Source organism: Prevotella phocaeensis (assembly GCF_900065875.1).
Taxonomy (GTDB): domain Bacteria; phylum Bacteroidota; class Bacteroidia; order Bacteroidales; family Bacteroidaceae; genus Prevotella; species Prevotella phocaeensis.
Genome location: NZ_LT160626.1, coordinates 350,115 through 371,819, shown reverse-complemented (window position 1 = coordinate 371,819; position 21,705 = coordinate 350,115). Strand labels below are relative to the sequence as shown.

At 45.1% G+C, this 21,705-nt stretch carries 9 protein-coding genes; all 9 read right to left on the bottom strand.

The genetic code is table 11. From position 1 onward, the window contains the following. Positions 1–377 precede the first annotated feature (377 nt). Positions 378–3,845, bottom strand: a complete 3,468-nt coding sequence (locus BN3912_RS09675; protein ID WP_230204688.1) for an alpha-L-rhamnosidase — start codon at positions 3,843–3,845, stop codon at positions 378–380. 431 nt (positions 3,846–4,276) lie between these two features. Further along, complete coding sequence (gene thiL / locus BN3912_RS09670) at positions 4,277–5,347, bottom strand: thiamine-phosphate kinase (RefSeq protein WP_004370047.1); 1,071 nt, start codon at positions 5,345–5,347, stop codon at positions 4,277–4,279. A 96-nt stretch (positions 5,348–5,443) separates the two neighbouring features. Then, positions 5,444–6,253, bottom strand: coding sequence for a purine-nucleoside phosphorylase (locus BN3912_RS09665; protein ID WP_074025018.1), 810 nt, complete (start codon positions 6,251–6,253; stop codon positions 5,444–5,446). Further along, positions 6,138–7,313, bottom strand: coding sequence for a tetraacyldisaccharide 4'-kinase (gene lpxK, locus BN3912_RS09660; protein ID WP_023983448.1), 1,176 nt, complete (start codon positions 7,311–7,313; stop codon positions 6,138–6,140). The genes BN3912_RS09665 and lpxK overlap by 116 nt, the downstream gene beginning before the upstream one ends. A 104-nt stretch (positions 7,314–7,417) precedes the next feature. Further along, the gene (sppA, locus tag BN3912_RS09655) at positions 7,418–9,187 is read right to left on the bottom strand and encodes a signal peptide peptidase SppA (protein WP_023983449.1); all 1,770 of its coding nucleotides are present in this window, start codon (positions 9,185–9,187) and stop codon (positions 7,418–7,420) included. Positions 9,188–9,529: 342 nt separating this feature from the next. Continuing rightward, on the bottom strand, positions 9,530–13,312 hold the full coding sequence (locus tag BN3912_RS09650; RefSeq protein WP_064972306.1) for an endo-beta-N-acetylglucosaminidase: 3,783 nt from the start codon (positions 13,310–13,312) through the stop codon (positions 9,530–9,532). A gap of 140 nt (positions 13,313–13,452) precedes the next feature. After that, on the bottom strand, positions 13,453–16,500 hold the full coding sequence (locus BN3912_RS09645) for an endo-beta-N-acetylglucosaminidase (RefSeq protein ID WP_023983451.1): 3,048 nt from the start codon (positions 16,498–16,500) through the stop codon (positions 13,453–13,455). A 231-nt stretch (positions 16,501–16,731) separates the two neighbouring features. Continuing rightward, entirely contained in the window at positions 16,732–19,764 is a 3,033-nt protein-coding gene (locus tag BN3912_RS09640; RefSeq protein ID WP_023983452.1) for a T9SS type A sorting domain-containing protein, read from the bottom strand. 113 nt (positions 19,765–19,877) lie between these two features. Continuing rightward, on the bottom strand, positions 19,878–21,689 hold the full coding sequence (locus tag BN3912_RS09635) for a SusD/RagB family nutrient-binding outer membrane lipoprotein (protein ID WP_023983453.1): 1,812 nt from the start codon (positions 21,687–21,689) through the stop codon (positions 19,878–19,880). Positions 21,690–21,705: the final 16 nt, after the last annotated feature.

Genomic DNA, 21,705 nt, shown 5'->3' with positions numbered 1-21,705 from the left:
CATTTTGTCGGGTTCCCTGTCCGCAATTCTTCAGTTATGATTATATTCCGGGGGTGTTAAAGCATCAATGTATCGCTGTTATGATGCCTGTCTACCGGCATTATCAGGCCGTTCCGTCCGAGATAAAGCGGCACTCTATCCCGAATATAGCGACATGCCGTATTCAACAAACATTTCCGACAATCGAACATAACCATAGAAACATGCGGTGCACAAAACGTTCGCACCACGAACATACGAGAATAAAAACGGGGATATGCTCTATTCGCATAGGGCATTCCCCCTCAAACCAATGTTATATAAACTAAAATCCATATCGGCCACGACTGGCCTTTGTCTAAACCATTAGTTAACTTTAGTGCTAAACAATTGACTAACTATTCTCTCAATATCATATTTGAAACTTTGAAATGATAACTACCCGAACCGAGTTCATAAACGGCCTTTCCCTCGTAGAAGCCCTTAAAAGACACGCCTTTTGCCCTTTCAGCTGCGATACCTCCCTCATGTATGACGCTCGAAGTGCCCGCAGGGAGATACAAGGTGGCCGTGGTATTGGCAGGAACCGTAACGTTATACGTCGCTACATTGCCGTTCTGGGCAGACCACTCCGACACGATTTCGCCATAATTCGACGTGTACGATGCCCTTGCAGAGGTGATACGTTCCTGCCCGCTCGGCAGTGTAGTACGGGTATCCGGCGTAGGTTGCAGCACTATATGCCTGAAGCCGGGCTGCTGTTCATCGGTTTCTATACCCGCTACAAAGCGGTATAACCACTCTCCCACGGCCCCATAGGCATAATGGTTGAACGAATTCATCTCGATAGGCCCGAAACCTTTGTCTACCGTGTACGAATTCCATCGCTCCCACACGGTCGTGGCACCCTGATCGATACTATAAAGCCACGACGGACAACGGCGCTGCAAAAGCAGATTATAAGCCTTATCGTTGAGCCCGAACTCCGAGAGTGTCGGGCTTATAATGCCCGTTCCAACGAAACCGGTGCTCAATGTTTCGTTATTATCCGTAATAAGTCGGCGCAGTCTTTCCACCACATCTTGCCGCTGGGCGGCATCTTTACAAAGATTGAACTTCAGCGCAAGCAGGTATGCAGTTTGGCTCTGCTGGCTCGGAACGCCCTGTGCAAAATAGCGATTTTGAAACTCTGTCTTAATTGCCTCGAAGAGTTGTTCGTATTTCTTTGCCTTCATGGCGTATTCATCGCCGGCACGCGTGCTTAACACCCGCGCCATCTTTGCCATCAATAAGGCGTCGTAAGCGTAATAGGCCACACTTATATAACGCAAATCCGTAGGGGCAAAGGCCAGCCAATCGCCAAACGCCGTGCCTGAACCCTGATACTTATAACCGTCGCCGGCCTGTGCAGCAAGAAAATCCATATAGCGTTCCATCGATGCAAAGTGTTCTGTCAGCATTTCTTTGTCGCCATACATCAGATAGAGGTTCCATGGAAGCACGATACCTGCATCGCCCCACGCGCCATTACTATTGTTGAACTGCCAAACAACGGGTGCCACGTCGGGATAACCGCCCTTATCTGTCTGCCCGTCTCGCATATCTATCAGCCATTTACGGTAGAAGTTCTCGGTATCGGCATTATACATACCCGTGCGAGAGAATATCTGCGTGTCGGCTGTCCAGCCCAGACGTTCGTCGCGCTGCGGACAATCGGTAGGCACAGAGAGCAGGTTGCTGCGCTGTCCCCACACTATGTTGCTCACAAGTTTATTCACTATATCGCTGCTTGTCGTAACGTTTCCCACATCTATAGTAGACGAAGTAACGGGCTGCCCCACAACCGAAACGAGCGTAACCGGTGCTGTTGCCGTAATTTCACAATAGCGGAAACCGTAGAAAGTAGTCAAGGGAGAATAGGTTTCATAGCCCTTTTCGCCCCGAAGAGTATAATAGAGTTCGGCACGGGCGGAACGAAGATTGGCGGTATATAGACTTCCTCCCGGCCCATCATTGCCCCTCTTCAGGGTTCCGTCGTCGTTTATCATCTCGCCGAAACGTAGGTGCAGGCGGGTTCCCTCGTTGCCCGAAACCGACAACACAACCCATCCGGCAAAGTTCTGCCCGAAGTCTATCACCGCCGTTTGCCCTTCTTTCAACGTTATTCCGGCCGCTCCGTCTACCTTGTTTATTACGTTTATCATGCCATAATCGGCACCTGCGTTCTTCACACCTTGATATATCGTGGTAGTTTTAGCCGGCACCTTCAAGCGTTCGAGTGCCTGCACATACGGCCCTTTAAAGGCTTCTACGGCTATTTGAGGTTCGCTTTTCGCCTCCACGGCATGCCATCCGTCGGCAGTATATCGAGCTGTAGTCCAATCAGACTCCTTGCGCGCATCATATTGTTCGCCATTGTAAATGTCGGAATAGCGCAGTGCACCGTCTTTACTCCATGCCCACGATCCGTCCGTAACGATGGTTTCGGTAGTTCCATCGGTATATATAACAAGTAATTTAGCCATAAATTCGGGTGCCCGATAGCCATACACGCCACGTGAAATGTAGCCCTGCCACCATCCGGAGCCCACTACAGCGCCGATAGCATTACCACCTTTGTCCAATAAATGGGTAACATCGTGCGACGAATAGAACACCCGTTTGCGATAGTCGGTCCATCCGGGCTTGAGTTCTTCATAAAGTACGGTACCATCAGCCTGCAGATGTCCCACTCGTTTGCCGTTCACAAACACATCATACACACCGAGTGCGGTCGTATAAAGTTTAGCCTGCCTTACCTTTTTGCCAAGTATGAAAGCCTTACGAAACATGGGTGCCCCTTGCATAGGTTCCTGCATCATGCGCTTTTCGCCCTTTCCGGAGTGCATATAGCACTTACGGTTGCCGCCTACCTCCCTGATGTCGGCAGCATAGAAATTATCGGAAGGCCCGTCGAACGTTTCGTTCAGCGTAATTGTTTGCCTGCCCTGCTTATCATATTCGGTAACTGTAAGGTTGTCAAAATAAGCTGTTTCGTCGATAATGCCGTTGTTATCTACTCGCAGACCTATCTCTCCTTTGGCGATCCTGCCGCCTTTATCGGTGTAAGAATCTGCGAGTACATTATCTATATAGGTGTCTACGCGCGAACCGTCGATACTTATTTTTACATGATGTTCACGGTTCATCAAGTCTGCCTTGGTCAATTGTAAGTAAGGACCGTTGCTTATTTCAGGCTTACCATTTATATATATGTAGCGACGTATTACCGGATAATCGCCTTCGAGGTCGGTATTGACCTGCCACATACAATAATCGCCGCCCGAAACCGCACCGAACACGATGCCTGCATTCCCGTTTAAAAGCGTGAGGTCGGCCTCTATAGTGTATTTATCAGCAGGATGCGTTCCTGCAACAGCATCGGTATGAGGTGCGTCGGGTGCCTTGATCCAACGGGCACCGCTCCATCCTGAGCCCATCAAACCGGTTTCGAAATAAGCTTTTTCTTTAGATTTGGCTTTCTTACCTTTGTTGTCGGTTACGGTTACAGACCAATAATAACGCCTCGAAGGCAATAACTTAACGCCGTTAGCCGGCACTCCGACCGACTGATCCGATGCAACTGTGCCCGAATCCCATACGATACGTGTGCCTTTGACATCAGATGTAATCACGATACGATAGGCTGTTTGCATCGTTCCACGCTCATCCGAATGCAATATCCAGCTGAACCGCGGCACGGAAACATCTATTACATCGGGGTTTTTCATAGCTTCTACACGCAGTCCGTCGACAGTTAGAGCACATAGAGGCAGGCTCCACAGGCACGAGATGAATAGAATTAGAAAGAGGTTAAATCGTTTCATAAGTTTTAGTTTCATAACTTTGCCGCGTTACCGACCGTAAATAGCCCGCGACAATATGGTATATTTTTAGTTTAACTGTTGCAAAAGTAAAGAAAAAAGAAACGGCCTTATTGCCTTTTTTGATTTATTTAATCAAGTTTTTGACAGCGGATAGTCGTTACAGGTTGGGCACCCACTCCTCGCCGATCCCTTGTCTTCCATTCACAGACAGACCGTTTAAGGCACTTAGACAGACTATATAACGAGGACAGAAGTACTATGTAAGAACACCGGTTGCCAAACCTTGCAGAAACAGGTTATTGAAAAAAGACATAAAATCGGCGGGCAGAACTGTAATAAGAACGCAGCTCTGCCCATTGTTATTCAGTTTCTATCTTTATTAAAACTGCTTTCCCCGAGAAATAAAAAGGAAATCCGTCGGATTTCCGCCGTTACTCTTTCAGCAACGGATCCCAACCTTGCGCCTTTAGGTCGAACTCCTGACTGTCTCGGCTTACAAGAACAGCACCGAATTCCTTACGGGTGATGTGGCCTATCATCTTCACCCCTTCAAGATTTTCTATCTTTTCGTGGTCGCCGATAGGCACGGTGAACAGCAGTTCATAGTCTTCTCCGCCGTTGAGGGCGCACGTTGTAACGTTCATATTGAACTCCTCTGCCATCACTGCAGTTTGGTAATCGATGGGGATATTCTGCTCATAAATGCGACAACCGCAACCGCTTTGCTTACATATATGCAACAGTTCGCTGCTGAGTCCGTCGCTGATATCCATCATAGCCGTGGGATGTATGTTCGCCTGACGCAACAGTTCGACCACATCTCCGCGTGCTTCAGGCTGCAATTGTCGCTGAAGCAAGTACTCTTTACCGGCAAAGTCGGGCTGGAAACTCTTCAGTTCTTCGAGTGTACGCGTATCGTTTTTCTGTCGCGCCTCGTCTACCTGCTGGTAATAAACCGTTTTCTCACGTTCGAGAAGCTGCAGGCCCATATAGGCAGCACCAAGGTCGCCGCTCACACAGATGAGGTCGGTTTCCTTGGCACCATTGCGATATACGATATCTTCTTTGGCCGCCTCGCCGATACAGGTTATACTGATAGCCAGACCAGTGTACGAAGATGTTGTATCTCCCCCCACAATATCTACCTGCCATTTGTCGCATGCAGCACGCAAACCTGCATAAAACTCTTCCGTATCTTCTACCTTGAAACGCTTGCTTAAGGCCATGTTCACCACGAGTTGGCGCGGTGTACCGTTCATAGCGAATATATCGCTGATGTTTACCATGGCCGACTTGTAGCCCAAGTGCTGCATGTCGATGTAAGTAAGATCGAAATGTACGCCCTCCATCAGCATATCGGAAGTAACCAACACCTCCTTGTCGGGATAATGAAGCACGGCACAGTCGTCGCCTACACCGTAAACCGTAGAACTGTTTTCCGGCTTAATGTTTTTGGTAAGGCGGTCTATCAGCCCGAACTCACCTAACTTAGATATTTCCATTCATTGCTTTTTAATAATGCAAAGCTACACGAATATCGGTCTTATACCATGCTCCAATCCCCGCGTAACCCGCTTTTCGTTTCCGTTAACCGCTACTTACGAGCGGCTTATCATCTCGCGCATAATCGCCGTCATAAGCGGTTGAGCGCGGTTGGCAGCCTGTTGTACCTCCTCATGAGATACCTCCACGGCTGCGTTTTCGATACCCAAATCGGTAATAACGCTTACGCCGAACACCTTTATACCGCAGTGACGTGCCACGATAACCTCAGGCACAGTGCTCATGCCCACAGCATCTGCCCCCATCCGATGGTACATGCGATACTCTGAAGGCGTCTCGAAAGTGGGCCCTTGAACGCCCATGTACACGCCGTGCATCACGCAGATATGCTTCTCGGCGGCTATTTTATCGGCCATAGACACAAGACCTTTGTCGTATGCCTCATGCATATCGGGGAAACGGGGGCCTGTAGGAAAGTTCTTTCCACGTAGAGGATGCTCCGGAAAATTGTTGATATGATCGGTGATAATCATAATATCTCCTATCTTGAAATCGGGGTTCATACCTCCTGAAGCATTGCTCACGAACAGCGTTTCTATACCTAATTCGTACATAACACGTATGGGGAAAGTTACTTCTTTCATGCTGTAACCCTCATAGTAATGAAAACGGCCTTCCATAGCCATAATGTCTTTACCTCCAAGACGGCCGAATATAAGCTTTCCGGCGTGCCCCTCGACGGTCGAAACAGGGAAGTTAGGTATATCGGAGTAAGGAAATTCGTAGCTTTCAGTTATCTCTGAAGCTAATTGTCCGAGGCCTGTTCCCAGTATGATTGCCGTTTTCGGACTTGTTACCATTCTTTGTTTTAGCCAAGATGCTGTCTCTTGAATTCTTTCGTACATAACTTATAATTTTGGAATTAAATTCTTCTTCTCTGTTTAACATGAACTTGATATCGACGGGCAAGGCATATATATTCTGCCTGACCTCATCGCTCAATCCCTCGATATGGTACAATCTTGCAGCATCTTTCTCGGTGGTAACGATGATCTTCGGTGCAGGCATCGCTGCAAACCTACTGTTAATCTGCCCTATTTCGGTTGGTGTAAAGCGATGATGATCGCCGAACGCCATCGTTACAAGATGCGTTTCAAAGGGTTTCAAATCCTGTATCATCTGCTCAGGCGATGCTATGCCCATAAGCAACAATACGTTATAGCCGCGCAAGGAGGTAAGTTCAACCTGCTTACCTCCAAAAACCGGCTGTAACGAACGGTAATCTAACGTGGTAAAAAACAACTCCTGATAAGGATAGAGGTCCATGGTTTTAGTGAGAACCCTAAACTCCATGGGGTTTAGGTCTTTCGGACATTTGGTGATGATTACTATATCGGCACGGTTCTTTGCGTTTAACGGTTCACGCAGACGGCCTGCCGGAAGCAACTTGTCGTAGATTGCAAGCCTGTGATAATCTATCAATAATATGTTTATACCGGGCTTTACGTATCGATGCTGGAACGCATCATCTAATAATATAACGCCTACCTTGCGCGTCTGTTCATCGGATGTGAGCCTGTCGATACCGCGAGTTCGTTTCTTATCCACCGCCACATATGCAGTGGGGAACTTACGTTTAATCTGGTAAGGTTCGTCGCCTATATCGCGCACCTCTGTGGTATCGGTTGCCAACACATACCCCCTGCTCCTGCGTTTATAGCCACGCGACAGCACTGCCACCTGCACCTTATCCTTCAAGAGCTTTACTAAATATTCAACATGCGGCGTTTTTCCCGTTCCTCCCACCGTAATGTTTCCTACCGAGATGATCGGGATACTGAACGAATGTTGTTTGAGAACGCCCATTTCGAACAGCAGATTGCGCAACCATACCGCCAAGCCATAGAGCCAACTCAGCGGAAGTAACCACTCTTTAATATGGATGAAATCTCCTTCTCTTCTCATCTTTCCTTCATTAGGGCGACAGTCAAAACCGGCTGCATGATGCAGTCGTGCCCCTTCACCGCCCGATACGGTTATATCGTCTTACGAATTTACGCCCGACAGGCTTACTTCATATTCAGATAGAACGGCAGCTCTGCCTGAATTGCCTCGCGCTGATTGAGCTTACGAATCAATGCAAAAGGCTCATAAAAGTCACCAAGTGTGGTGCGTAACTGTTCATCTAAGTAGCTTCCACGCGTCGCAGAAGAGAACAATTGATCAAGTATACTCGGGGCAGCAGGATACTCTGTTGTATGATATTCTTTCACCTTGGCCAGTTGTGCTGCCTTCGTAACGGCGGTAGAAAGCCCTCCAAGCTGATCGACCAGCCTATTTATCAGCGCATCTTGGCCAAGCCATACATGTCCTTGGGCGATCTTCTCCACTTGGGGCACAGACATACGCCTACCGTCTGCCACACGTTTGCGGAACAGCTGATAGCCACGATTGACGTAGGCAGTAAGATAACCGATCTCATCGGCATTGAGCGGGCGAGCCAAAATATTGCCGAAGCCGCTGTTCTTGTTGGTTTTAACCTCGTCGAACTTCACGCCTAACTTTTGTGTAACCAATCCGCTGTAGTCCGGAATGACACCGAAAATACCGATACTTCCCGTAAGTGTCGTCGGTTGAGCTACTATCCAATCGGCCACGCAGCTCATATAATAAGCTCCGGAAGCCGCATAATCGCCCATAGATATAACAACCGGCTTCTTTGTTTTGAGCTTTGCCACCTGATGCCATATCTGTTCGGAGGCATAGGCATCGCCTCCGCCGGAGTTCACCCGAATGACTACGGCCTTTACATCGTCGTCATTCATCAGTTGTTCCAAGTCTTTACAGACCGTGGTAGATACTATTTGCGCACTTTGAGAGAAAAGTCCCGCCGCTGCATTCTGCACAATCGTGCCTTGTGCGAAGTATACGGCGATCTCGTCGCCTGCTTCTTTTTCCGGTACATTCGCCATGTCGGCCAGCGACAGTTGTGCTATAGCATCGTCATCGTCTATCTTGAGCATCTTTTTTACTTCTGTCTTTACGTTGTCGGCATAGATAAGACCGTCTACAAGTTTATATTTTTTCAGGTTTTCAGTACCCTCGAAAACAAGCAATCTGTCGGCATAAGCATTCAAAGAATCTACACTTACCTTGCGACTTTGCGCCACTTCTTTGCACACATTCCGCCATGTACCGTCGATAAATGCCGTAACTTGCCGGCGATTGGCATCGCTCATGCGCTCTTCGGTATAGTATTCAGTGGCGCTCTTATAGGCACCTACCTTCACTACTTGGTAACGTATGCCGAATTTGGCAGCCACATCTTTGATGAACATGGGCTGTGCAGAAAGGCCACGCCAGTCGAGCATGCCCTGCGGATTGATAAAAATCTTGTCGGCAACCGACGATACGTAATAGGTACCTTGCGTATATGTGTCTGCATAAGTCACAATCCACTTGCCGTGTTTCTTAAAATCAAGCAGCGCATTCCGTATCTCTTGCAACGTTGCATAGGATGTTTCGAGCAGTCCGGCCTCGATATATATGCCTTTGATGCGGTCGTTATCGCGGGCCTTACGTATGCCCGAGAGTATCTGGTCGAGCCCCAAATTGTTCAAGGTGTTACCCGTAAGCTGGCCAAGCACATTATTTTCCCCTTGTTCTTGTATCGTTCCTGCCAGATTAAGTACAAATACAGAATTCTCAGAAACGCTTTTAGTAGAACTATCGGCGGCAACCATTCCCACAAGACTCATCACACAGAGAATCGTTACCACGATGCTAAACACGAAAAGCCCCACAACTGTGGCAGTTACATACTTAAAAAATTCTTTCATATTATATAGATTGTGATTTATTCGTTTGCAAATATAATGCTTTTTATTTACAAAACGCTAATTACGTTACCATATTTTTTACATTACAGGCATAGGGAGAAGCCGAGCCGAAAGAATAAAAGAGCTGTGGCATACGGTCGTTCTATCGATACCAGACCATACTTCTACGGGCAACAGAACATATATCTATCGGCAATAGACACGCTCCATGCAGTTGCAGCCTGCACGGGCAAGAAAAAAGACCATGCCGAAGTATCAATCACCCCCAGCATGGTCATAACAAACAGTTTGTGCGGCATGCCGCTACATGCCCATTCTAAATCCTGTCAATCAACCTTATATTCACTTTTTAATAACCTTTATTGTCTTGTACGTTTTGCCGTTCTTGACGATTTGTACAAAATATACACCGTTGGCACCGTTTACGGCTACGTTTACAACTTGCCCTGCCGAAACATTGAAGTTGTTACGCTGGAGCAAGGTACCTGTAGAACCAAGTATGTTTACAGTGTAGTTTCCGCCCTCTGCAAAGCGCAAGTTGACGCTTTCAACAAACGGGTTAGGATAAACAGACAGGCCGGTTTCTGCATCTACAGAGCCGATGCCGGTAGTCTTGTCGCTGATTTCAACGATTTCGGAAACCATCTTCGTTCCTTCTCCCCAGCGGTTTTTCAGCGTTACACCAATGTTCTTCTTGCCTTGTGAGCCATACTTCACGATGGTGCTATGGTCGTTCTTCGAAACGAGAGTAGCATCTTCGAGAGTCCAATCGGCAGTGGTAATAACTTCCAAGGTGCCGGTTATGCCCGGATATCCCAATTCTTCGTTGCTGCCTTTCTGCGGTTCGTAAGAAGCGTTACCAGTTTGTTCGCCTCCACTACTTACCATGGCAACCACTTTACCGGGCTGTGTACCGGCCTTGCCAAGGCTGTTGAACGTACCGTCTTCTATCTTTTCTTCGAACGTGTAATATGCTTTCAGGCCGGTAGGCACTTCATTTTCCTTAAATCCTTTCATGGAAGAAAGTACTTCTTCCTGCGTTAATTCGTGATCCCATACCTGAACTTCGTCTATCCAACCATTGAAGCCGGCCTTATAAACACCGCCTCCACCGATGAAAATATTGGCAGGTTCGTGCCACTGAACACGAGGATCGCTCTGTCCTACATCCTTACGACGCTTCGAGTCTGTAAACACAGTTTGGGCTACTTGCTTACCATTAAGATACATGGTTTGCCTGTTACCGTTATTATGGGTTACAACCAAGTGGTACCAAACGCCCGGTGTGATGCTGTAACCGGTAGACATCATGTTTTCATTCGGACTGTCGTGTGCCGTCCATCCCATGGTGTTGAACGATACTTCGTTAGCAGCATGGAGTTTATCGCCTTTCCATTCCGGACGGATTTGCACCCATAAATCGCCCCAGTTGTTATGAGGCCATGCATCTCTCACCGTGTTCTTGTTGATTAGGTTCGTGCCCTGCTTGTCGTGAGAGAAACTTTCGGCCTTGAACCACAGTGCATACGAATAGTCTTTACCTTCTTGTACCTCGGCCGGTATCATAAACATATTCGGATCTTTCAGATAGAGTGCGCGCGATACTTTGCCCGTGCCGTCTTTCGAGGTATAGGTATATTTCACCTCTTCTCCTTGGTCTGCTTTCGCTTTATCTGCCGTAATGCCCGTAACTTCGGGCACTGCACCGGTCTCGAGCGGACTGATTACCACCTTTCCGCGGATGGTGGTCTGAGTTCCTTTGCTATCTGTAAACTGGAGATCGTACACACCTTCTTTATCTATCTTCGTAGTAAACTTGGTTACACCGGTAGTGCTTGCCACTACAGCGCCCGTCTGCGAGTCGAGTATCTTCCACTCCTGAGCCGGCTGTTGCAATACATCCATAAAAGATAACGTAAAGTCTTCGTTCGGTTTAATTACCTGCTTATCGCATACGACCTCGCTGTTAGGCTGGTCGTAAGGAACTTCTGTCATCTCCGACCATACGATTTCGGAGCCGTGAATGCCATCGGGAGATACGGCACGCACGCCGAATTGGCCTTGCCGGTTGTCTAAAGACGGCACCATAGGAGCATCTATAACGTAAGCAGCCCACGATGTAGTGGCGGTAAGCAGCTGCTCTTTCTGGCCTTTCTGCTTGAAGTAAATTTCGTAATACCACGTTCCGACTTCATCGTTATAAGTCTTTTCGCCCTTTGCTTCTTCCTTGCTGGCGTAACGAATCTTAAAATCGCAAGCATTGTAACGGCCACGCAGCACCTTAACCTCTTTGATTGCAGGCGCCTTGGTGGTACTGAATACATCGGAAGGATTACGCACCGCCATCTCTCCTACGTACATATCGTAATCTTCGGGAGCATTCTCGACAGCAATACCCAGCATGGCTATCTCATCATCAGCACCGAGTCCGAGCTCCGAAACTTTAACTTTAGCGGTTGTCCATTGGTCCTCTGCAGTTGCATTGGGCAATATATACTCCTTATATTCATTGGTCTTACCCTTTAAAGCCACAAAAAGTTTGGCATGAGTTTGCGTGCCTTTCTTCAGTTTATAGACTAAAGAAAGCTCGTAATCGGGCTGTACTTTCAAAAGAGTTTTAAAGAGTTTCACACGCGAGAAGGCTGTCTTTCCATGCAAACGCAGGCAAGAACCGCCCCAATATGCCTCATCGAAAGTTAGTTCGGCCTTAACGAAATTCGCCAAATCGGCCTGTGTAACCTGATCGTTCTTATCGGTTATCCACCATCGCCATGTAGGCATGAAGTCTTGTGTATTGAGGTTGTACCACTTATGATCGAAAGCTACCTTACCTTCATTATAGAACTTCAACCCGTTACCAAGGTTGAAACGGCTCACAAACGGTACGCTTTGGATGGTCGACTTGGCCGAAAGGAAGGTTGCCAAGCCATGGAAATTCTTTAAACTTGCATTGGCAAGCGTGCAATGAGTATTGATGTCGGGCAGCAAGGCAGGGGTATGATTACCGCCGCTGAACAGGAGTTCCTGCTTCAACAAGTATGCCTTTTGGATGGCAATATCGGAGGTACCGTCGTCGGTAGCACTCTGATGGATAAGACTTTGTGCATGTGCGCCCCAGAAACCGATAGAAATAGCGTTATTCTTCAGTGCAGACCAATAGTTATTACGCAATGCCCGTCCCTGAATGTCGAAACCTGCATAATAATCATAGCTATTTCTTCCGAGTTCTTTTGCTTTGGTTACAGAGTTCTGAAGCGTACCATCTCTCCAATTATAGTTGGCAAACATCATGTCTACACTGATGTTATCTTTGTCGCCGAACATCTTTTTATTATGATCGCCTAAGCCTGCATCGAATCGAATACTACCACTTTCATTGGTCCCGTCGTACCAATGTACTTGGAATTCCCAACCTATCTTCTCTGCTTCTTTGTGGCAGGCAACAAAGAAACCGATTAACTTTTCAATGCCTGACTGACTGGTATAGAACTCTGAATTTACACCTATGGCATTCACACCATAGTATTTCATCATCTTTACAAGTAAGGGGGCATATTTATAACTGCCGTCGCTTGTTTTTTCAATCAGTTTAGATAACACTTTCGAGTACTCACTACCCCAATAAAGACCATCCTGAATATACACGGTATTTGCCCAAGGTATCGACATTACACATCCCACGGTTACGCCATTCTTGTGTGCTACATCAGTAAGACCTGCGGTAGATCGAATCCATGGAGATGTCCAGTTGCCGTGGATATCGATATAAGACCACATGCTGAAGTTATCGCCTTCGAAACAATAACGCGGCAAAGATTTCCACTTGGTGGTAGGATCGTCGAGCGGAACCCATACGCACATCTTACGTTTAGGATCGACATCACTACGAACTTGATAATCTCCGTCAGAGATACGTTTTAGCGGTCTGACACGCGAGATGTAGAACTGATCGTCCATTTCGCTTACTCCTTCGGGGCGATCAATCGTACCGCTGAGCCACTGATCGAGGTAAGTACTCAGATTACTCTCCGAGTCTTTGATGTCTAACGGGTGCGAGGGTGAACGCTGGGCAAACAAATTTGTTGCACAAAGCAGTACACCTGCCAATAATAAATGTTTTCTCATAAATTAGTAGTTTTTTGTTAGAAAAATTAAAATTTAGGGAACTATAATTCTTAGTTTTTAGTAAAAGGTCTTTATGGTATTCTCTATTAAAAAGCAATATAGAGTATCCCCCTTATGAGAGATACCCTATAAATTGTGCTTTATCTAATGACAAGTTTCTTAGATTGAACGTTATTTCCGCTTTGCATCTTCACGATGTAAACGCCGTTGCCGAAGTCTTTCAGACTTACAGATACGGGATTAACCAATACTTTTACAAGACTTCCATCGACGGAGTAAATCCATGCCTTATCAACATTACCAAAGTTAACAGCACCATTACTTATGTTCACCGTTGATGCACCACCACTTACACCGTTGATACCAGTTGTTGTAAGTCCTTCGGGCTCATCGGCAATGCCTTGATCATGCGAATCATAAGGAACACGCTGACCGGTCTCGTTGCCTGTAATCATCACGTCGAAATCAATAGAGAAGCCCTTATTGTGCAGACCTACCGGTAGGAATTCACCAGCGAACCATGCATCTGAGAATACAATACGTAGACGACTCTTGCCTACATGGGCATCCTGTGGTATCTCTATCTCGGCTGTAACGCCATTACCTTGTACAAATGTCATTGTTTTAGCTTTAGAAGCACCGAGCTTAAATATGCGTTCACCAAGCGGATCGGTACCATCACCTACCGTTTCACCAGTTAGTAACTGAGGTTTCACACCCAACGGATGATTGAAAGTACCACTGCCATCAAAGTCTATCCAGCCGCCTGCAAAGCACCAACGCAGGTCATCTTCGTTCCCATCAGTAGCCTTTGTTGCCTCATAAGCCTTGAAAGTCAGAGTGAACTTCTGACCTTGAGCAACCTCAAGCGTCTGGTTTGCAACCTTTACATACTGCGTACCGTCGGTTTGCGGGCCACTGGCGGTATAATTGATATCTTTCGATGCACCGGATGTTTTCACAGAAGTCAGATAACGTACTTTACGCGCAACAGCAGCGCCTTCACAATTTGGGTTCATCTTGCTTACACCGTAAGTATCTTCTTCTTCAACCACAGGTAACTTAGACTGATCACCACGTTCAACATTATACCATACAACAGGAGAATAGGTCTTCAGATCAGTAGAAACAGCACGTACGCCTACTACAGGTTTCTCGTCTGCCTTCAGAGGAATATTGCCTATATATGTTGCCCATTGAGTAGTACGTGCAATCTCTGAAACTTTACCATTTTCGCCATTTTTATAAAGTATCTCGAAATGGTCGATGTTAGCATCGTCATTGAAAATCATACCGTATTGAGCACGAGCTCCGGTTGTGGCATCCACACTCCAATTCAGTTTAAGAGACATAGAAGATGTTGTTTCTTCTTTTACATCTACAGACAAATCTTTAATATTGGCAGGAGTTTGCTTATGATCATCATTAATTTCGAGTTTTCCTACATACATATCATAGTTTGTCTCGCCACCTTTTACACGCAAACCGATACGATCTATTACATCTGATGCTGAGATACCGGTGAGATCGATCTTGTGTTCTTGCCACGTTATTCCGGTATTATCAGATACGGCATATTCTTTCCACTGGCCATTCTTCAAACGTATAATCACATAAAGATTAGAGCGTTTGGTATCTGTACCGGCATATTTGAGTGCCACTTTTGCATATACATTGCTACTGTTAGGAGTAAGTTCTGTTCTGTAAAGTACGATATCGGTAGCCTTTGTTGCATCTCCTTTCAATTCAAGGCAAGAACCTCCGATATAAGAATCCTTATGAGAGAAGCCGACTTCGATAGCACTACTTGCAGTAGTAGTACCTTCATTGCATACTAACCAACGATAAGTGGGAACGACATCCTGCGATGACATGTTGTAATAAGAACCAGCTGTCTTTTTTCCCTTATAATTATAACGTTCACCATTACCAAGGTTAAAATTCGTAACAAAAGGCAATTTGCCCTGTACAGTAGAACGTTCGGGAATCCAAGTGGCAAAACCCGGAAAATTACTTAACGGAGTTTGCGCCTCCCAATTGTGCCCCTGATTCGTCACAGCAGGTAAATTCATCGGATTACGATTGCCTCCACTGAACGCACGTTCCAACAAGTATTGGTAATTCTTTTGCGCGTCAAGAGCATCGGTTCCTTTATTATGCTGCCAAAAGCGGCTCATCTTATGTTCACCCCATAGGCAGATACCTATCTCTTGAGTGGCACTAAGATTACTCCATGAATGGTTCATACCACTTATCCAATACCCTTGATACAAACCATCAGCAGTACCCAAAGCTCTTTTAGCTTCCTGTACGGAAGTGCCCATACTCCATCCACCATAATTAAGCATAAGGTCTGCTGTCCTTCCATTAGAATCACCAAACAGATAACGTGAGTTATAATTCGACAAACTTGAACTCATTGTATATAATCCCATGTGAAAGTTATTGAAACCTATGGAATTGGCATATTTATAAAGTGCCTGATGAAACTTTACCACATCATTGTCATTTGGTGATCCGTCTTCCCAATTGATGTTAATACCATCATGCCCAAGGAACAATAGTAAATGAATGAAAGGCTTTACATATTTAAATCCTTCGTATCCTGTTGCATCCTTTGTGATTATCATTTCTTTATAAGCATCTGCTGTTTGCCCACGTCCACCGGTTGTATCGAAGAACTTAATACCGGTCATCATATCTGTACCGTTCTTGTGTGCGGCATCAACCCAAGCTCCGGGTGCTTGGAATATTCCATGATTCCACGATCCCCAAAGGTTAGTATAGTTCCATAAAGAGAACACATCGCTTGAGAATACAGATGAAGGATAGCCTGCATCGCCACCATTACCCGATCCCATCGGGGTATTCATCCAAAGGTTTCTGTCTTTAAAAGTATTAGTAAGAAGACGCCCCTCGCGATCCAAAATCTGATGTTTGCGTACATGTGAACGCACGAAAGCAAGGTCAGCCTTGCTTATTCCTATTCTAACGAAATCTTCCTCAGACGGAAACATCTTGCCGGCCTTAATCGCATCGTAAAATAGATCAAGCATTTTCTTGTCTTCGAAGTTCTTAAAGTCGTAAATCTCCTTACTTGCTGTAGGCGGTAAATCCGTCTGTGCATGCAAGGGCATCCCCATTAAACAGGTAAATGCCAATACTGTAAGCGTAAATTTCTTTTTCATGTGATTTGTTTTAATTATTGATAATACAAAGATTTATAAACGATATAAAAATATTCTGCCATCATGGTAACATTATCTATAGAATAATATTTTCATGATTAGAAGCAAGATAAAAATACTTATTATTTAGGTTCGTTTAAAATATTAGGTTAGAAAGATTCGTCTCCGGATAATTATATCGGGAGACGAACCCGAGTATAAACACATCAGACCATATTGCCTAATGATATCTTATTGCACTGTTATCTTCTGTGAACGTATTACGTTCTTATTTTGCATCTTCACTAAATAAACGCCTTTAGCAAGTTTATTAGTGCGATAAGATTGTGGCGAAGTTAAATACTCTACCAGCCTTCCGTCAACAGAGAATATCCATGCTTTTTCAACATTGTTGAAATTGATAGCTTCATTCGTTACCTGAAGAGCAGAAGCTGCACCTACAACCTCGGTAACACCTGTTGTAGTAAGCCCTTCGGGCTCTGCTGCTTCACCCTGATCATGGGTGTCTGTCGGAACCGGACGTTCTGCATTATCGCCAACAATCTCTACTCCGAAGTCAATAGCAAAGCCTTTATTGAATTTTCCAATGGGTACCAAAGAGCCTGCAAACCACGCATCAGAGAAAACGATACGTAGGCGACTCATGCCTTTACGAGCGTTTTGTGGTACTGTGAAGCTATGAGAAACCAGCCCTTGTACCTGTTCAGGTGAACCTGCACGTACTTTTCCAAGATGGAAGAGACATTCTCCGTGATTAGGATCTGCAGTAAGATCAGCCGGATTAAATAAGTGATCGCCGTCCAAATCAAGCCATCCTTTACCCATACAATAGCGCAAGTCATCATGACTTCCATCTACATTATCCTTAGCTTCGTAGCCTTTAAACTTCACAGTAACAGTTTGTCCCTGCTTTACTTTTATCACCTTATCGGTTGCATCCACATAGTTTGCGCCACCAATAGCCGTATCTGTATGGTAATCAATATCCTGTTCTGCACCTTCCGTCTTAAAATCAGTGATGTAACGTATCTTCTGTGCTACTTCTGCACCATTAGCAACCATGTCGAGTTCAACAGTTCCATAAGGGTTATCCTTTGCAACCGGAAGATCCGACTGGTTTGCCCGATCGATCTTCGTCCACACTACAGGCGAATAAGTTTTAAGGTCTGTACTTACCGAACGCACGCCAATATAAGGCTCATCTGCAGTATTCGGCAACTGAATATTTCCGACATAAGCTGCCCACTGCGTTGTACGAGCCACTTCAGACACACGACCATTTTCACCGTTCTTATAAAGAATTTCGAAATGATCGATGTTTCCCTCATCGTTATAAACCAGTCCTCCTTGCGATCCATTAGCACCCTGTGCATCGATACCCCACGAAGCTTTAACAGAAAGCGAAGTTTTTGTCTCCTCTTTTACCTGTATGGTAAGGTCTTTTATATTAGAGGGCGTGGCCTTAACGCCATCGTTTATTTCAAGTTTTCCTACCAAAAGCCTGTAATTCTCGTTACAATCTTTCACACGAAGCCCTATGCGTTCGATAGCATCTGTTGCAGAAATTCCATCCAATTTGATACGCTTCTCAGTCCATTTCTTATCTGTCGTATCACCAACAGGATATTCTTTCCACGTGCTGTTGCCAATTCTTACAATGAGATACAGGTTAGACGGGTTCGTTCCATCCTTGCCACTCTTAATCGCAACATTAGCATAAATATCGCCCTGTGTACCTTTCAGCGAGGTTTTATAAAGCACAATATCGGTTGAAGTTGCCGTACTAAGACCATTTAGCTGCAAACATGCACCACCTGTGTAGGCATCACGGTTGGTCAATTCGGGCTGAATAGCATTACTTACAGTATTAGTTCCGCTCTGAACAACAAGCCAACGATAAGTAGGAACTATATCCTGATTTGCCATATTGTACCACGGTCCGGCCGTTTTCTTGCCCTTATAGCTATAGCGATCACCATTCCCAAGATTAAAATAAGTAGAGAACGGCAGCTTTCCTTCTATAGCAGAACGCTCGGGGATCCACGTTGCCAGACCTGTAAACTTAGATAACGGAGGAGTTGTTCCGCTCCATTCCCAGTCATTGCCACTATTACTAATGGCTGGACGAGTAAGAGGGTTGCGGTTTCCACCAGAGAAAGCACGCTCCAAAAGCATTTGATAATTGCTCATACGTTCATTGGGATCGCCACCCGTATTATAGCTCCAAAAACGGCTCTCGCTATGTTCTCCCCAAAGACATACACCGCATTTACGAGCATTATCATTAGCATTTAGCCTATTCCAACTACGATTCATGCTGACAATCCATACGCCTGCATACAATCCTTTAGATGTTCCAAGAGCTTGTTCTGCAGCTTGTACAGACGTACCCATAGAATGTGTGAAGTCACTGCTGCTGTAATTCAACATCAATTCGGTAGTACGAGCTCCATTCTTTCCCCAAAGTGCCCCACTATTCCATGTCGATAAAGAACTGTTTGAAGTATACATCATGATATGGAAATTATCGAACTTCTCTTGTTTAGCTATCTTATAAAGTTCTTGATGGAACTCGATAACATTTTCATCATCATATCCTGATGCCTCCCAGTTATAGTTGATACCATCTAAACCCAAGAAACGCAACAGATTTATAAGTGCATGAGCATACTTAAAAGTACCATCGGTATTCTTTGTTGTTATAAAGTTTTTCCAATTTCCAGAGCCTTCCTGTCTGCCTCCGGTCGTATCGAAAAACTTCATTCCACTCAACATATCGGTACCGTTCTTATGTGCTGCATCGGCCCAAGAACCCGGGGCTTGGAAGAGTCCATGGTTCCATGCACCGAATAAGTTGGTATAGTTCCACATGGAAAAATTATCGCTCATGAAGTCATGAGATGGGTAACCGCCGTATGTTTTGCCCGATCCACAGGGAATATTCATTAAAAGATCGCGCTCTTGATACGTATCGTTTACCAAACGATCGGTGCGTGACATAATGTTACGTTTACGCACGTGCGAGCGTACAAATTCCAGTTCTTCATAAATTCCCCAAGTTTTGAGTTCCTCGTTTGTAGGATATTTACGTTTTTTCTCTACGAGTTCCGCAAAACGGTCCAAGAGTTCAGTGTCTGTAAAACTCTTGAAATCGTAGACATCTTTTGACGCTGACGGCACAGTATTCTGCGCCTTCGCCTTACAGGGGGCCATTCCCATAAAACAAGCCAGTGCCAATGTCGTTAAAGTAATGTTTCTTTTCATTTGTTTTTAGTTATTGAAAAATTGCTTTTAGTAATGGCATCCTGCCACTATATATAATATATAATACAACTGTATATAATATATAACGTGGCAAGACTTACCATGTATTTATTTTAGAAATTAGGTCTATCTGTATCCCACCATATACGTGTAGCCTGCACATCGGGTCCTCCCAAGGCTTTCAAACCGGAATTAAACACATCTTCTGCAGTGGCCGGCTTCGATGTATCAGGGAATGGAATGCGCCTGATTAAGTCTCCAGCTTTCAAACTGCCATCACCTTCTTCCGGATTCAATACGGGGAAAACCTTAGGATAACCGGTGCGACGCATATCAGTCCATGCCTCGAAGCTATATGGATAGCCGGCAATATACTTCTGTGTAATGATCTTTTCCAACTTTGTTTCATTATCATCACCTTCATTCCACTTAACACCTATCTTAGTTACACTCGGCATATTGGGGGTAGCTCCGGTAGGATCAACGTAAACATAGTCTACAGGGTTATCACGTTGCAGGTATTCATCCACCATATTAACATAGTAATTTTTCCCGTTAGCTTCTGTAGAACCCATCATTCGATCTTCTACACTGGCATAACGGATGCCCTGCTCATAGAAATCTTTTACACTACCTTTCATGTCCCATCCACGTATAACACCTTCGGCACGAAGGAAACATACTTCTGACAGTTTCATCAAATAGAGCGGCGCACTATAGAATTTATCAGGATTGATACGACTGAAACGGATATATTGATTACTGCCTGCACCTTGTCCTTCACTCACATGAGAGCCGGAACGAATGCCAACAAGACGACTTCCGGCAGCAAGACTTTCGTTGGTAGTGCCATTAATAATCGCATCTGAATTAGGCATAAATAGATTTGAAGCGAAAGGATGTCCCAAACTCATTAAGATACTTTCAAAAGAAGCGCTCAAACGTGAGTCTCCCCAATCCATAATCTGAATGAGAGGAGGAGTGAAACCACGATTGGTAAACAGTGCTACTTCACTTTGAGTATCCTCTATCACGCCGTCGCGAACAGCTTCTTCAGCCCATTTCTTTGCTTTATCCGGTTCTACTTTTACTATGTGCATGGCCATACGGAGCTTTAAAGAATTTGCGAAGCGTAACCATGTATCCCATCCTTCTTTGGCCGACATCAGGTCGTTGGTAATCCAATCATTAGAGTTTTTCAAGTTTTGTACGCTTTTCTTATACCAATCCGGCTTGCTATCAAAATACTTCAAACACTTGCAGATGGTATCGATATTAGCTTCCACCGTCATATAAATAGAACGTACTTCATCGTAATTATAAGGATTTTCTTGCTTATTGACCTTATATTCCGAATAAGGAAATGGTCCGAATAGATCGGCTACCTCAACTGCAGCGTAATCATAAAGCAACAAATAGATTGCTTTTAATTCGGGAATTGAGTCTACTGCCGGATGATTAAGCAATGGCACCACGGAATTCTTTACCAATGTAAACGAGCCCATCGGTCCTCCATACGCCTTTTGATCAAGAGCATAAGTAGACGACATCTCGATTTTGCTATACGGGAAATCATGGTGAGGTATTACATGATATTGTGCATAGTTGTCTGGACCAAGGCAAAACTGATACTGATAAGCATGAGTTCCGGGTAAACCTCCATCCTTACCTCCACGCAAAGCATACTGTCCGCCTAACGCGGTATGCAATGGAGTACTCAATTGTGTAGCAACTTTCTCAAATTGTTGTTGCGTAATCGTCGACATGTAAGGTATACTGTCCACCTTCCCATGATAGACAACATCGTCTATCTTTTTCTCTGTCTGTTGAAATTCATCGGAAGGAGTATCAAAATCAAAACAAGATTGAAGTCCTGTAACAGCCAATGAGATAGACAATATAACGAAAATTTTCTTTGTATTCATATTTTTGTCTATTTGT